The following is a 12,919-nucleotide window of genomic DNA, read 5'->3' as shown; positions in this document are numbered from 1 at the left end:
CAGCCCCCGCGTTGTGGCGGGGCTCGGGTTACGGGCCGTCGGGTTCGGCGGGTGGCGTCGCGGCGGCCCGCTAAGGCTCGACCCAGACGCAGGCGCCATCTCCTCGGCAGGTTTCACAGCGGTAGCGGGCAACCACGACCTTGCCTCGGCGGAGCTCTTCCTTGGCCCCTCCAGGGCCGATCATGAAGTCGGGAAACTGAACGTCCCGCCAGGCGACCTTGAATCTTTCGGACTCCTCGCACGCCGGACAGGGCCACCACCGCTCCGAAGACCCGGGCATCGCATTGCGCCTCCGTCTCGTTGCGTCGTGCCGACTATCAGCGTGCACTGGGTCGAGCCGTCCCGCACGTCGCGCGCCGGCCACTACCCCTTGGGCCCCTTGCCGTCGCGGATCTTGGCGATGTACTCGCGGGTGAAGCCGGAGTGTCGTGCGATGCGGGACGGGCCGCCGCTGGCGACGAGACCGTGCCGCTCGACCACCGTGCGGTGCTGCGCATGTTCGCCGACCAGCTCGGCCGGGCGTACGACTGGCGCCGCATCGAAGAGCTGGAGCAGGAGAACCCGGACGCTGTCGCCCGCCACATGGAGGCCGCCGAGGAACTATGGCCATGGCTACGAAGGGCAACGACCGGGACCGGCACGCCGCGTTCCAGCGCGGCTACGACCGCGGGAAGACCAACGGCGAGGAGCGGGCCCGCAAGGACAACGCGGTGGCCAGCGCGCACATCGCGCTGGCCACCGAACTTCGCATCCCCTGCCCGGAACCCGCCGAGCCTGGCCGGCCGAAGGGCGCCTCGCAGCTGCGACCGGAGCCGTGGATCGTGCGGAAGAACGCCTCCGGCCAGCCCAAGGGCTGGGAAGACGGCTGGCTGATCCTCAACCCGAACCTTCAGCCCGGCGACCACGTGTGGACCGACAGGGCGTGGGTGTACCGCGGGGAGCTGTCGCGGAACGCCGTCTACCGGTGGGACCGTGGCGAGCCCGTCACCGAGGCGCAGCGCCTCGCCGTCGAGGAGACCGCACGCTTCGAAGCGTGGCTCGCGGAAATGCGCGAGAAGGCAGAGCAGCGGTGACCTACCGGCGCCAGGGACGATCCTCCGCTCGCTCGGCCGGCTGCTCACCGCGCAGATTGCGGGCGATCCGGAGAGCCGCAATTCCGAGGAGCACGGTCAGCGCCAGGTCAAGCCAGTCCACACCCTTCGTGAGTGCATTGACGACGCCGCCCACACTCAGACAGGCAAGGAACAGGGCGCAGATCCACAGCAGGGTTCGCTTCATGCGGACGGATGATAGTCAGGTCCGATGCGTTGAGGAGCAGTTGTGACCGAGCAGCCTGCATTGACCCGGCACCGTGCCAATGCTCCTACCATCGATGAGCGACCAGCCCGAGGCGCTTCCTCTGCCGAGACTCAGGAGCAGCTGGCAGTGCATGTCAGGTGTCGTCGCTGCCGTCGGCCGCTTCATGACCCGGAGAGCCGACTGCTGCGCCTTGGCAGGTACTGCGAGCACCGAGACGCACAGACGCGGCGCTATGACGTCGAGCAGGACGTGCTACCAGGACTCTGAGACATGGTGAATACGGCCTGGAGACGGGTCCTCGGGCCGAAGGCCGGCGCAGTGGACGTCAGGCCTTCGCGGCGAGTTCCCGAAGCCTCGCTGCCGCCTCGTGCCTGATGCCGCGCGCGGAAACGGCGCCCACGATCTCGTCGATGTCCAGGATGCCCTGCTGCTTCAAACCCGCCAGGATTCTCTTGGCGTCCCGCTTGCCGTAGTTGTCGACGTAGCCGTTGTTTCCGCACATGTGCAGATCCTCGACCGCTTCGGCCAACCGGGCGTCGAGCGGTGCTATCGCCCCGTCCGGATCCAGAAGGTTGATTGCGCCCACTCCGCGGGCCCACGCGCTCAACGGATACAAGTTTCGGCTCTCCACTACGGCGAGTGAGGAGTTGCGAGCGAGGTGGACGGCGAGATCCATGGCCTTCGGGACCGGCACGAACGCCAAGGTCGGTCGCTCGCCTGCGATCTGAGCAGAACTCCGTGGCGTCACGTGGTCATACCCTCCGAGGCGTGCCAGGACGGCGGGGTAGCTGGGGGAGTTGAAGGCGTTCGTGACGAGCACTGCCAAGGCGTTCTCTGCCTCGCATCGATCCGCTACCCACTCGGCTGCGAGCGCCAGGGCCTCTTCCCATGGCCGGTGGGGGTCATCGTCCGGTACCCAGGCTGCCTGATAGGTCACTTCCATGTGGGTCGCCTCACCGTTGTGCGGCCATCAGTGGTGGAACCCGGCCCGGTCGGCGCCAGCGGGGCCACCCTTGGTGAGTCGCTCGATGGAGTTACGCATGTCGCGGGCGAGTAGGTCGATCTCGTCGCGTGTGATGCCGTGTCGGATCAGAACCCGCTGGATCACAGTCTCCTGCTGGTCAGGTGGAAGCGGGTACGACGGGACCTGCCAGCCGCGCATGCGGAGCTGGTCGGAGAGGTCGTACAGCGTGAACCCGCAGTTGTCCGGGTCGGCGAGTTTGTACGAGACCGCTGGGAGCCCGCCCACCCCGTTGTAGAGGAGGGTGAACGGCCCCATCGCGGCGATCTCGCCCGCCAGGTACTGCGCCGTGTCCGCGCAGGCCTGCTGGACGCGTCGGTATCCGCCGCGTCCAAGGCGCAGGAACGTGTAGTACTGCGCGACGATGGCGCCGCCCGGGCGAGAGAAGTTCAGCGCGAAAGTCGGGATGTCACCGCCCAGGTAGTCAACCCGGAAGACCAGTTCCTCGGGGAGCAGGTCTGCGGTGCGCCAGATCGCCCAGCCCACGCCGAGTGGCGCCAGGCCGTACTTGTGGCCCGACACGTTGATGGACGCCACCCGTTCCAGGCGGAAGTCCCAGACCACGTCGGGGTGCAGGAATGGGGCGATGAACCCGCCGCTCGCGGCGTCCACGTGAATGGGGATGTCGAGCCCTGTCTCCGCCTGGAGGCGGTCCAGCTCGGCGGCGATCTCTGCGACGGGTTCGTAGTCACAGGTGAAGGTCACCCCCAGGATGGCCACCACACCGATGGTGTTCTCGTCGACGTACTCCTTCAGCTGGTGAGCTCGCAAGCCGGTCGCGCCCGGTTCCAGTGGCACTTGCCGCACCTCAACGTCGAAGTAGCGGCCGAACTTCTCCCAGCAGATCTGCACCGGCCCCATGACGATGTTCGGCCGTTCGGTCGACTTGCCCTCCTTGCGGCGCCGCTCACGCCACCGCCACTTGAGGGCCAGCCCGCCGAGCATGGCGGCTTCGCTGGACCCGGTGGTCGAGCACCCCACTGCCCGGGTGTCGCCGCTGCTACCGGCCGGCGCGTGCCACAGATCGGCCAGGATGTTCACGCACCGCGATTCGATCTCGGCGGACTGCGGATACTCATCCTTGTCGATCATGTTCTTGTCGAGGCACTCGTCCATCAGCCGGCGGACCTCGTCGTCCGTCCAGGTCGTGCAGAACGTCGCAAGGTTCTGCGCCGCATTGCCGTCCAGCAGCAGCTCGTTGTGGATCAGCGCGTAGACAACCTCGGGCAGCGAGTGCTCGTCGGGCAGTCGGTGCTTGGGAAGCACCTGCTCGCTCAACGGTGTCGCGAAGACGTCTGTCGTCCAGTCAGCCGCCTGCTGGTCCTTCGCCGCGTGCAGAGCCACCAGCGTTCCCTTCGTCGAGAGATCGGTCCGAATCGGACGATACGTGGACAAGGTGGTGCGCGAAACCGGACAGTTCCGCCGCCCGTCGCAGCGTCAGTACGCGACAGCTGCCAGATCGACGAAGGCGCCCGCGTCCGGCTGCCGTGCCTCGGCGCCGTCGAGCGCCGTCACGGTGCCGTGTTCGTCCGGGAGCAGCAGCTCAGCGGACCGGCCGAGGCCACCGCCCCTCCCGGCCGTGCGCACCGCGACCCTGCGGGACTGAAGCTGGCCGAATCCGTCGCCGAGGCCCGTCCATCCGTGTGATTCGACCTCCAGGCGCAGCTGCGCACCGGGCCAGTGCGCCGGGGTGAGGACGGCGCACCGGTGCTGGCGAAGCCTCGCGGAGAGGCGGCGCGCGAGGGTGGGGGTCAGTGGAGTAGTCGGGGTGAGGAGGATCAGGTCCACCACTGGGGCGAGGGCCGAGAACACCTCCGCCCAGTGCTCGCCCGGATCGTCGACGAGCATCAGATGCTGAAGATCCATGCCGTAGCCGGCCAGGGCACCCAGCCCGAGCTCTGGCATGCCGATCACTGCGGCCCAGCCGCGGCACTCGGCCGTCAGCGCGGCCAGCAGCCCGAGATCGCTGACCTCCGTGACTGTGCCGGGGCGAAGGCCGCCGTCGGGGAGCAGCCCGGCGAGTTCCGGCAGGACGGGGATCGTCTGCACCGCTCCCTCGCGGGCCCGCGCCGCGGGGCTGGTCAGTTCGAGAAGACCGGCGAGGCGCTCCTCCGGGCCGGCGCTCATCGCCGCTCCTCGGTGAGCGGGCCGGGCGGGTTGTTCACCTGTGGCATGACGGGCTGCAGTGCTGCGCCCTTGTGGCTGACCCAGATCTCCTCGTCGAGGCTGGGCTGCAGGCGTGCGGCCCAGTAGCCGGGCTTGAGCTGGAGCCAGCCGGTGAGCACGGTGCCGTACCAGACCCCGCCCCTGCGTACCCATACGGCGATGAGGTCGGGGATGACCTCGCCGGCTGCGGCCGCGAGGTCCTTGTCCGGCACCGTGGTGATGTCGCGCCAGTCGGCCCGGGCGGGCGTGGCGGCGAACGGTGACGGAGGGCGGCGCATACTTCCTATTATTCGAACGGTTAATCGAATTGCAAGGCGTTGGCACAGGTCACGGACACCACCGGCTGCGACTTTTCGAGATGCATGGCACTTGGTCGAGATGGTTGTCACCCTCGGTGAGACGGAGGCAGTACGGTCATCGGGTGAACCCCCTGCACCGACTACTCGCTCTCCGGGCTGTGCATCCGGGTGGCCGTGACGGACGCTGTGGCGGTTCAGCGTGCTGCCAACGCGCTGTCCCTTCCTCCGCGTATCGCCTGGGCTGGGCACTCGGTGGTGACTGGTGACATGTGGGAGGTGCCGCGCGAAGGGCGTTTGACCATCACCATCGAGAGTTTCAAGCCGGGCCTACGGCAGGGCATCGAGTCAGATCCCGCAGGGCGGGCTCTCTCTCCTGGATGGGACTCTCCTCGCCCGGATGCACATGTGGGGCGACGAAGAGCTGTCCGACTCGATGACCTACCCCTACGTCTCGCCCGGGCAAGATCCTCACCTGCAACGTCTACCAGCAGACCCGCGGCGGCCGATACGCACCCCGAACGGAACGCTGGGGTGACTGGGCTGGGATGTGGATCGAGGAACCGTCTGCCAGCGAGCGGGCCTACCACTGCAACCATGGCGATACAAACCCCCCCACGATTCGAGGACCTGGTCTACCGCCTCACGGTGGACTGACGTTCTTCGTTGGCGCTTGGGCCTGATGGCGGCCCTGCGAAGCGGATCGTGACCATCACCGCCTCAACGCCCGGACGGAGTGGGACCAGCCACCGTTGCGTGTGTGACCGTCAGGTCGTTGAGTGCCTTGGTGTGCGGCCCGGGTGGGAGCTCGGAAATCGCCTCTTGGGCCTGCGCGGCGTGCCGGTCCGCGATCGCACGGGCCCGGGAGATCGCGCCAGTGCGTTCCAGCAGGGCGCGCAGCTGCCGGTGAGCCTTGTGATGATCGGCCTCGGTCAGCAGCACCCGGCGCAGGGTGCGACACGTGCTGCTGTCCGTGGCTTCCAGCGCGAGGAGGATGGGGAGGGTGGGGCGCCGGTTGCGGATGTCGCTGTCGCCAGGCTTGTTGCCGAGGTCGTGATCGTTGCTGTAGGGCAGGAGGTCGTCGCGGATCTGGAAGGCCAGGCCCAGGTGCTCGCCGAAGACGCTCAGCAGCGCTGCCTGTTCGGTGGTTGCGTCCGCAAGGATGGCACCTACCCGGCACGCAGCTGACAGGAGGACGGCGGTCTTGCGGCGGGCCATCTCCATGTAGGCGGCGATACCCCCGTCGAGGTCACCGGCCATCGCAAGCTCGTCGGCAGCCCCACGGCAGGTCTCGACGCCGGCGCGGGCCTGGATGTCGAGTGCTGCAGCTATTTGGCGATCGCTTGCCCCGCGTTTTTGGCAATCGGCAAGGGCGGTGAACCAGCTGAAGTACAGGGCGTTTCCGGCGATGATCGCTTGTTCGAGGCCAAAGGCCGCGTGGACGGCAGGCTGACCGCGGCGGGTGGCGTCGCGGTCGATGATGTCATCGTGGAGCAGACTTCCCACGTGGGCGCACTCGAAGCCGATCGCTGCGGGCAGAACCTGGCGCAAGTCGCCGCCGAGCGCCAGCGCGGAGTGCGCAACCAACAGGGGCCGCAGCAGCTTTCCGGAGGGGATGAGCGCGTACCGGTGCACGGCATCAAGGCCGGTGGCATCGGCTGGCCACCGAGAGGCGAACTCGGCGGCCAGCGCGACGCGAACCGCGTCCGCGGCAGGTGGGTCGGCAGCTGGCGCGCTGTCGGCGCGCTGACAAGATATCTGGTCGAATCCGGTCACGTTCGGGCCCCTCTCTCGGCCCGCCTCCAGCCCTGAAAGGGGAAGCGGAGGGAAAGCGTCACAATGAGCGGTCGTCCCACATCCAGGCGATCGCCGGGGTCGCGGAAGCCGCCGTGGTGGAGGCGGCCGGCGTGCCGGTCCACAGGCACGAGCGGTCGATCGGGGCCGCGACACCTTCAGCGGCGTACCGCGCACCGAGCATGTCAACGCTCCAGTCCAGATTGGCTCGGACGACGTGCTGCAAGGTGTCGAGGAAGCGGTGCAGGTCCCGACTCAGCGCCGAGTCGATCTGCTCGCGAAGACGCAGGTAACGCGCCAGAGCTTGGTCGCGTAGGGCGATGGCCTCGGCCAGTGCCTGCTGAGGTGTCAGGGAGTACTCAGCTGCCAGGACGTCGAGAATTCCGGGGTCACGTCCGTTGTGAGCGACGGCTTCGGCGGCCCAAGAGAAGAGATCGTTGTCGGTAGCGGTGACCAGAGCGATGAGGTCGACCAGCGCACGCACCGCGATCGAGTCGCGTTCCCGGCCAGGCAACTCCGGGCCGAGGACCAACTCGACGGCGGTGAAGGACACCGCTGCGCCGACGGAGTTCAGCCGGGTGATGAGGAAGTCGTCCAGAGAGGGCGTGTGGGAGCGGGAGCGGTATGCAATCTGCTCAGCGGTGGCGGTCATCCAGCGTCGGTGGCCCTGCGCCCAACGTGCGAGCTGTGTCGGGGTGGCATGTGTGGCGAAGCGGCGGGTGATGTCCTGGAGTGCACCGATCAGAGGGTGCCCCTGCGCGATCCGGTCATCCAGTGACTCGGTGGCGTGCACCAGTCGGGCGGCCAGCGGAAGGAAGGCGGTCGGGTCTGTGCTGGTCGGGCCGCGGTCCGCGTAAGTGTCGTCCAAGGCGAAGCCCCAGTAGACCCAGCGGGCAAGGGTTTCCAGCCGGTCAGGGTCAGCCGCCGGCATGCACCGGGAAACGAAGATCCCCGACCGGGAGGCCAGGGTGCGCGCGAGAAGATGCTGGTCCTCCACGTACTGACCTTCGACCAACCAGGCGGCTGCCCGTCGGTCGACATCCTTGGCATCGGGGTGGACTGCCGGCTCGAACGGGCAGAACACCCTGGGCAAAATGAACGGTGCTGGTGAGCTACCCACAGGGGGATCCTCTCCGCCGTGCGGCGACCACCTGCCCACACGGCACACGAACGACGTCATGTACGCGACATCAGTTGAGCAGGGTGCCAGCCAGCGGCGCACCTGGCTTGCAGAAGCACGCCACCGGCGCACGGGTGCGAGTCGCTCACACGGTGCGCCCCCACAACCGCCCCTGGAACGGTTTGATCTCCGCCCCGCCAGAGAAGCCGGGCCAACTGGTCGACCGCAAACGAACTCCGGAGTTGGTGACAACCGGACCGAAAATCTGGACCAGATGACAACAAACCTGACTATCTGGTGCCAACCAAAGCGATCAAACCGGCCGTAGGACCCAGCTCAGACCACCAGCCCCGTGCCATGTAGCTCGCAAAGTCGCACCGGCTCTGGAAGGCGCGTGCGCGCGCAGTTGACGTGCCCGTGACCCAGCCCGCCCGGCCGCGTTGCCCAGCCGTGAACATCGACCTCCACGCCGCAGCCGACCGGGCCGCCACGCTCTGCACGTGCGGCGCCGCAGCCAGCCGCTGCGCCGACTGCCACGGAACGGGCTGGCACCCCGGCTCCGCGCTGCCCCGCACCGAATGCCCGGCCTGCCGCGGGATCGGAGGCGAGCGCCCGCACGACTGGGAATGCGAGGGCCTTCACGTGCCACTGATCGCCGACAACTCCGCCGCGCTGCAACCGGGCGGCTCGCTGCACGGTCATGGCCACTGACGCAGACAGGCGCGGCACCCCCGCACCCATGCACTGGGCATTCGTGGTGCGCGAGTCCGCCACCGAGGTGCCCTTCGCCGAAGCGATTGCCGAAGTCGACCCGTCCCTTCATACCCAGCTGCGCGACGATGCCCGGGACAGCGGCTTCACCCGGGCGGCCGGCGAGCCACCGCCGGCCAGCGCGGCCTTGCACGTGCACGCTGGTCACTTGCTCAAGCTTGTCCTGGTCGGCGGCCTCCAGGTGTGGGAGCTGGACCCGCCTGCCCCGCTCTCACCCGGCTGGCTGGCCGCCGCCCGGGTACGCGACAGCGCAGTCGTCGTGATCGTGCCACCCGGGACCTGGCCACCGGACCTACCGGACATGGCACCTGCTGCCCGTGTGGAAGCGTTCACCGACAGGCTGGAGAAGGCCCGCGAGGCCGGCCATGTACTGCACGCCACGGCGCGCCTCCTCTCTGGCTGACGGCCGCCGAGGTAGCGGGCCCACGGCTGGTCACGACCCCCGGGGCTTCCTGGCCGGCGCCTTCCTCGCGGTGGTCTTCCTGCCCCGCGCCGATCCGGTCTTCGGATGCTCCTGTTCGGCGCGCTTGACCGCCGCCTCCAGCACGGCCATCAGGTCAGGCACACCCCCGGCGGGCGGCAGCACCCTGGCCTCCGGCAGGTGCGGGGCCGGCAGTCCGGCCAGTTTCGCCTCCACGACCTCTTTCAGCGCCACGGTGTACTCGTCCCTCTCCAGGGACGGGTCGAAATCGGAGCTGATCGTGTCCATGAGCTGCCTGGCAAGCGCGACCTCCTCCGGACGGAGCTCAGGTGTCGCCGGGGCGATGCCCTCGGTGGGGCGCACCTCGTCTGGCCAGAGGAGCGTGACCATCGAGATGACGTCATCGCGGACCCGCAGCACCACCAGGTTGTCGCGTGTGCGCAGCGCCGTCCGGGCGATCGCGACCTGCCCGGACTGGGTCAGGGCCTCGCGGAGCAGCGCGTACGGCCGCGCGGCGGCCTGGTCCGCGCCGAGGTAGTACGCCTTGTCGTAGTGCAGGACGTCGACGCGTTCCTCCGGCAGGAAGCCGAGCACCCTGATCTCGCGGGTGTCCGGTGTCGGGAGGGACTCCAGGTCCTCGCGGGTGAGGATCAGGGTGTCCCCGGACGGCAGCTCGTAGCCGCGGACGATGTCACCGTCGGGGACCTCGACTTCCTCGGCCGAGCAGACTTTCTTCTGCCGGATCCGGGCGCCGTCCTTCACGTGGACCATGTGCAGGGGCACCTGGTGCCGGGACGTGGCGGCGTACACCGAGACCGGTATCGACACCAGCGAGAATGTGATCATTTTGCGGGCGATCGCAGAAGACGGCACGGGACCCTCCGGGCAGGTCATCCCCCTGGTCACAGCACATCCCACCCCGGCAGGCGGCGCCACCCGTACGCCGCCCGTCCATACCGGCGGCATGACACCGCCCGCGGCCACGCCGGCCCCGCGCCCCGCCCTCGCCGAGCCCGCCCAGCAGGACCCGCGGCAGCTCACCGACCAGCTCAAGCGTGCCCTCCCCGGCACAGACTCCGGACAGGTGGCAGTCGCCGCCTTCAACTCCTCGACCTAGTCCACGCGTTCACCACAGACCTGTCACCCCCTGGGCGTAGCGTGCACGCCACGCGCACGCACCCTGGGGGACGGCATGACCACTACGCCCGCGAGCCCGGCCCTCCCGAGACCGCGGTGGGCCAGACCCCCGGGCGCCCCCGCCCAGCAGCTCTGGCGGCCGGCCACAGCCCCGCACCTGGCGCTCGCCGCCCTGTTCCTCGCGGCGTACACCCTGATCGCCGTGCTCCGCTACCAGCGGTTCGGCTCCCCGTCGTACGACCTCGGGATCTTCACCGAAGCGGTCAAGGCCTACGCCCACCTCCGGGCGCCGATCGTCCCCATCAAGGGCGAGGGTTTCAACCTCCTCGGCGACCACTTCAGCCCGATCCTCGCTCTCCTCGCGCCCGCGTTCCGGCTCTTCCCCACACCCGTCACGTTGCTCTTCGCCCAGGCCTGCCTGTTCGCCTGGTCCACCGGCATCGTCTCCGACACCGCGGCACGCCTCCTCGGCCGCAACCGCGGCCTGTGCATCGGCGCAGCGTACGGACTGTCCTTCGGCCTCCAGCGGGCGGCCGACGCCGAGTTCCACGAGATCGCCTTCGCCGTCCCCCTTCTCGCCATCAGCTGCCGGCAACTCCTCCTCCGACGCTGGCACCGCGCCGCCTGGTGGGCGCTGCCGCTGCTCCTCGTCAAAGAGGACCTCGGGCTGACCGTCGCCACCGTTGGCGTGCTCCTCCTCTGGCAGGGGCGTCGCTGGTGGACAGGAACGATCCTCCTCGCGGCGGGCCTGGCCGGCACCGCCGCCGCCGTCTGGTGGCTCATCCCGCACTTCAACCCACAGCACCACTTCGACTACTGGTCCAAGGCGCCGCACCACGGCTGGTGGCAGGCGATCTGGCAGCCCCTCAGCCGACTGGAAGCGTGGAAGACCGTCGCCTGGACCACAGGCATCACCGGCCTTCTCGCCCTGCGCTCACCCCTTGCGGTCCTCGCCGCCCCGACGCTGGTCTGGCGGCTCACCTCCACCAACGAGGCATTCTGGGGCACCGGCTGGCACTACTCCGCGCCCCTCATGCCCATCGCGTTCCTCGCCGCCGCGGACGCCGCCGACCGCCTCGGACAGACCAGCCGGCCATGGCTACGGCAACTCGCCGACCGCACCGTCACCGCCCTGCCCGCCGTAGCGCTCGCCTGCTCCGCCGGCATGACGTACGGCGTCGGCGACCTCGCCCGCGCCGACGCCTGGTCCAGCGGCCCCCGTGCAGCCACCATGCGCGACGCGCTGCACCTCGTCCCGGACGGCGTACGCGTCGAGTCCGTCAACTCCACCCTCGCCTCTCTCGCAGCCCGCACCGACACCTACTGGGTCGGCGGCAGCAAGACCCGCCCACCGGACTACCTCCTCCTCGACCTGCAGGGCTGGGGCGACGGCATCAAAGACCCGGCAGCGTACGGGGCGCAACTCCACCCCGGCGCCACCTACGAACTGCTCCTGAACCGTGACCACGTCGCGGTGCTGCGCCTGCAGCCCTGACGTGCAGGCGTTCCGGGAGCCATGCCACGGAGCCAGCAGGTCCGCGCACGGCGGGGCTTTGCGGAGACCTGCCGGCCGGGAGTTCAGGACTCGGTTGGCTTCTCCGGGTCGGTCAGCGCCTGGGTAAAAGACTGCTCGACGCCGAGACCCCGGAGCAGTCGGCCGACGAGGCGGTTCGCGACGGCGGCGGGGGACTCGTTGATCTCGGCCCACGCTGCGCTCGTGGGCTGTGCGTACGAGTCCTGGGTGTACCGAGTGGTCTCGCCCCAACTGCTCCAACGGTTACTCACCCACGGGCGTCGCCCTCCAAGTCTGGTGGCACCCACGGCCAGGGACCAGCCGCCCCGGTAAGCCGCCTCGTCGGCTGCGGCGAGCGTCAACTGGAGGAGACGACGGGTGAGGCTGACTGCGACCGCAGGGAACAGCATCTGCTCCCCCTCGCTGTCGTCGGAGAACCGGGTGAAGTACAGTCGCAGACCACCGTCTTCGAGGACCTGAAGCTCGACGACGTGCTCATCCGTGCTACTGCCCGTAGGCGTGTGAATCCGGCCTTCGCCGAGGTTCGATGTCGCCCGTGCGGCACCGCCGGCCCGGCGAAAGCCGTTGCCGGCGTCGGTCAGATCCGGCGCGATCTGCGCTCCGGCGAGCGCGTCGTTGAGTTCGGTGGTGTACGCGCGGTCGATGAACTCCGCCAGCCGCATGTTCCAGCCCGGCCCGCTGGTGAGCTTGAGCAGCATGTCGTGTTGACCTGAGAGTGGCTGCGCGACGATGAATAGGTGGGACTGCGAGCCATAAGTGGCGAGCGGGTCCTGGTCGATCTCGCGCTGGAGCAGAGCGAGAACATCGTCCTCAGCGACCCGGCGGCGGGCGTGGAGTCGGGCGACCTCAGCGTCGGTAAGCACATGCTTCTGCTTGTCGTGCCGTCCGTGGTAGCGCCCATCCACCATGTGCGGTGCCTGCGGATTCGCTGGTACCTGCACCACGAGGTAGCCGACGGCCTTATCCGTGTCGGTCGGGATCTCTGCGGTCACGACGTTGAGTGGGGGGTCGGGGATCGTCCGGGCAACCGAGTTGACCTTCTCAGCAAGGCCGTCGAGCGATTGCGGGGCGAGGCTGAAAGTGCGCGCGGCCTTGTCCTCCGCGATGCCAATGATCAGCGTGCCACCCTCGTTGGCGAACGACGCGAGATCCCGCGCCAGCTCCTTGTTGTCGCCCTTGGTGACGAGCTCCTTCTTCGCGTCGAAGTAGTTCGACTCCTCGATCAGGCCGCCGTCGATCGCCGCCTGAAGGTCGGCTTCGGTCCGGGGCATCCAGCGGGGAGTGTCTGACGAGAGGTAGATCGGTGGCGTCACGCGCATCCTCACTCTTCGATCGACAGGCGCTGCTTACTGACAGCAGC

The 12,919-nt window shown here is 68.8% G+C and carries 16 protein-coding genes; 6 read left to right on the top strand and 10 right to left on the bottom strand.

Translation table 11 applies throughout. The features are described 5' to 3' along the window. Positions 1 to 363: 363 nt before the first annotated feature. Positions 364 to 582: a hypothetical protein gene (locus FB465_RS10215; RefSeq protein WP_145789644.1), complete on the bottom strand. Its 219-nt coding sequence runs from the start codon at positions 580 to 582 to the stop codon at positions 364 to 366. A gap of 26 nt (positions 583 to 608) precedes the next feature. Here FB465_RS10215 and FB465_RS10210 point away from each other — a divergent pair, with 26 nt between their 5' ends. Beyond that, the gene (locus FB465_RS10210) at positions 609 to 1,073 is read left to right on the top strand and encodes a hypothetical protein (protein WP_145789642.1); all 465 of its coding nucleotides are present in this window, start codon (positions 609 to 611) and stop codon (positions 1,071 to 1,073) included. Position 1,074: 1 nt separating this feature from the next. Here the strand turns inward: FB465_RS10210 and FB465_RS10205 are convergent, their stop codons facing one another. Beyond that, positions 1,075 to 1,278, bottom strand: coding sequence for a hypothetical protein (locus FB465_RS10205; protein WP_145789640.1), 204 nt, complete (start codon positions 1,276 to 1,278; stop codon positions 1,075 to 1,077). A gap of 42 nt (positions 1,279 to 1,320) precedes the next feature. On the opposite strand from FB465_RS10205, the gene FB465_RS37905 reads away from it, so the two are divergent. Beyond that, positions 1,321 to 1,566: a DUF6011 domain-containing protein gene (locus tag FB465_RS37905; RefSeq protein WP_425461160.1), complete on the top strand. Its 246-nt coding sequence runs from the start codon at positions 1,321 to 1,323 to the stop codon at positions 1,564 to 1,566. Positions 1,567 to 1,624: 58 nt separating this feature from the next. Here FB465_RS37905 and FB465_RS10200 read toward each other — a convergent pair whose 3' ends face one another. From FB465_RS10200 to FB465_RS10175, 6 genes are all read right to left on the bottom strand, one after another. Further along, positions 1,625 to 2,242 carry a hypothetical protein gene (locus tag FB465_RS10200; protein ID WP_145789638.1) on the bottom strand — a complete coding sequence of 206 codons (618 nt, stop codon included), beginning with the start codon at positions 2,240 to 2,242 and terminating at the stop codon, positions 1,625 to 1,627. A 27-nt stretch (positions 2,243 to 2,269) separates the two neighbouring features. Beyond that, a complete protein-coding gene (gad, locus tag FB465_RS10195; RefSeq protein ID WP_425461159.1) occupies positions 2,270 to 3,664 on the bottom strand; it encodes a glutamate decarboxylase in 1,395 nt (464 codons plus the stop codon). A 93-nt stretch (positions 3,665 to 3,757) separates the two neighbouring features. Beyond that, complete coding sequence (locus FB465_RS10190) at positions 3,758 to 4,447, bottom strand: hypothetical protein (protein ID WP_145789637.1); 690 nt, start codon at positions 4,445 to 4,447, stop codon at positions 3,758 to 3,760. Then, entirely contained in the window at positions 4,444 to 4,764 is a 321-nt protein-coding gene (locus FB465_RS10185) for a hypothetical protein (RefSeq protein ID WP_145789635.1), read from the bottom strand. Before FB465_RS10185 ends, FB465_RS10190 begins: the two co-directional genes overlap by 4 nt. 738 nt (positions 4,765 to 5,502) lie before the next feature. Beyond that, a complete protein-coding gene (locus FB465_RS10180; RefSeq protein WP_246192602.1) occupies positions 5,503 to 6,558 on the bottom strand; it encodes a polyprenyl synthetase family protein in 1,056 nt (351 codons plus the stop codon). Positions 6,559 to 6,616: 58 nt separating this feature from the next. Beyond that, complete coding sequence (locus FB465_RS10175; protein ID WP_145789633.1) at positions 6,617 to 7,660, bottom strand: terpene synthase family protein; 1,044 nt, start codon at positions 7,658 to 7,660, stop codon at positions 6,617 to 6,619. A 486-nt stretch (positions 7,661 to 8,146) separates the two neighbouring features. Between FB465_RS10175 and FB465_RS10170 the strand changes: the two genes are divergently transcribed. Together FB465_RS10170 and FB465_RS10165 are read left to right on the top strand one after the other, a co-directional pair. Then, positions 8,147 to 8,407 (top strand): hypothetical protein, encoded by a 261-nt coding sequence (locus FB465_RS10170; protein WP_145789631.1) that lies wholly within the window; start codon positions 8,147 to 8,149, stop codon positions 8,405 to 8,407. 28 nt (positions 8,408 to 8,435) lie between these two features. After that, complete coding sequence (locus FB465_RS10165) at positions 8,436 to 8,870, top strand: hypothetical protein (protein ID WP_145789630.1); 435 nt, start codon at positions 8,436 to 8,438, stop codon at positions 8,868 to 8,870. A 30-nt stretch (positions 8,871 to 8,900) separates the two neighbouring features. Here FB465_RS10165 and ku read toward each other — a convergent pair whose 3' ends face one another. Further along, positions 8,901 to 9,734: a non-homologous end joining protein Ku gene (gene ku / locus FB465_RS10160; RefSeq protein ID WP_246192601.1), complete on the bottom strand. Its 834-nt coding sequence runs from the start codon at positions 9,732 to 9,734 to the stop codon at positions 8,901 to 8,903. 118 nt (positions 9,735 to 9,852) lie between these two features. On the opposite strand from ku, the gene FB465_RS35710 reads away from it, so the two are divergent. Both FB465_RS35710 and FB465_RS10155 read left to right on the top strand, forming a co-directional pair. After that, entirely contained in the window at positions 9,853 to 10,005 is a 153-nt protein-coding gene (locus FB465_RS35710) for a hypothetical protein (RefSeq protein ID WP_170290548.1), read from the top strand. Between the two features lie 75 nt (positions 10,006 to 10,080). Beyond that, complete coding sequence (locus FB465_RS10155) at positions 10,081 to 11,520, top strand: DUF2079 domain-containing protein (protein ID WP_145789628.1); 1,440 nt, start codon at positions 10,081 to 10,083, stop codon at positions 11,518 to 11,520. Between the two features lie 83 nt (positions 11,521 to 11,603). Here FB465_RS10155 and FB465_RS10150 read toward each other — a convergent pair whose 3' ends face one another. Then, positions 11,604 to 12,872, bottom strand: coding sequence for an AlbA family DNA-binding domain-containing protein (locus FB465_RS10150; protein ID WP_170290547.1), 1,269 nt, complete (start codon positions 12,870 to 12,872; stop codon positions 11,604 to 11,606). Positions 12,873 to 12,919 lie beyond the last annotated feature (47 nt).

Source organism: Kitasatospora atroaurantiaca (genome assembly GCF_007828955.1).
In the GTDB taxonomy this organism is placed as follows: Bacteria; Actinomycetota; Actinomycetes; order Streptomycetales; family Streptomycetaceae; genus Kitasatospora; species Kitasatospora atroaurantiaca.
Note: the sequence above shows the minus strand (reverse complement) of the source record. Positions and strands in the feature narration are given on the sequence as shown.

Coding starts and splice junctions, on each gene's coding strand:
- FB465_RS10210 (WP_145789642.1), top strand. CDS start 609: ATGGCTACGAAGGGCAACGACCGGGACCGGCACGCCGCGTTCCAGCGC.
- FB465_RS10205 (WP_145789640.1), bottom strand. CDS start 1,278: ATGAAGCGAACCCTGCTGTGGATCTGCGCCCTGTTCCTTGCCTGTCTG.
- FB465_RS10200 (WP_145789638.1), bottom strand. CDS start 2,242: ATGGAAGTGACCTATCAGGCAGCCTGGGTACCGGACGATGACCCCCAC.
- FB465_RS10190 (WP_145789637.1), bottom strand. CDS start 4,447: ATGAGCGCCGGCCCGGAGGAGCGCCTCGCCGGTCTTCTCGAACTGACC.
- FB465_RS10185 (WP_145789635.1), bottom strand. CDS start 4,764: ATGCGCCGCCCTCCGTCACCGTTCGCCGCCACGCCCGCCCGGGCCGAC.
- FB465_RS10165 (WP_145789630.1), top strand. CDS start 8,436: ATGCACTGGGCATTCGTGGTGCGCGAGTCCGCCACCGAGGTGCCCTTC.
- ku (WP_246192601.1), bottom strand. CDS start 9,734: ATGATCACATTCTCGCTGGTGTCGATACCGGTCTCGGTGTACGCCGCC.
- FB465_RS35710 (WP_170290548.1), top strand. CDS start 9,853: ATGACACCGCCCGCGGCCACGCCGGCCCCGCGCCCCGCCCTCGCCGAG.
- FB465_RS10155 (WP_145789628.1), top strand. CDS start 10,081: ATGACCACTACGCCCGCGAGCCCGGCCCTCCCGAGACCGCGGTGGGCC.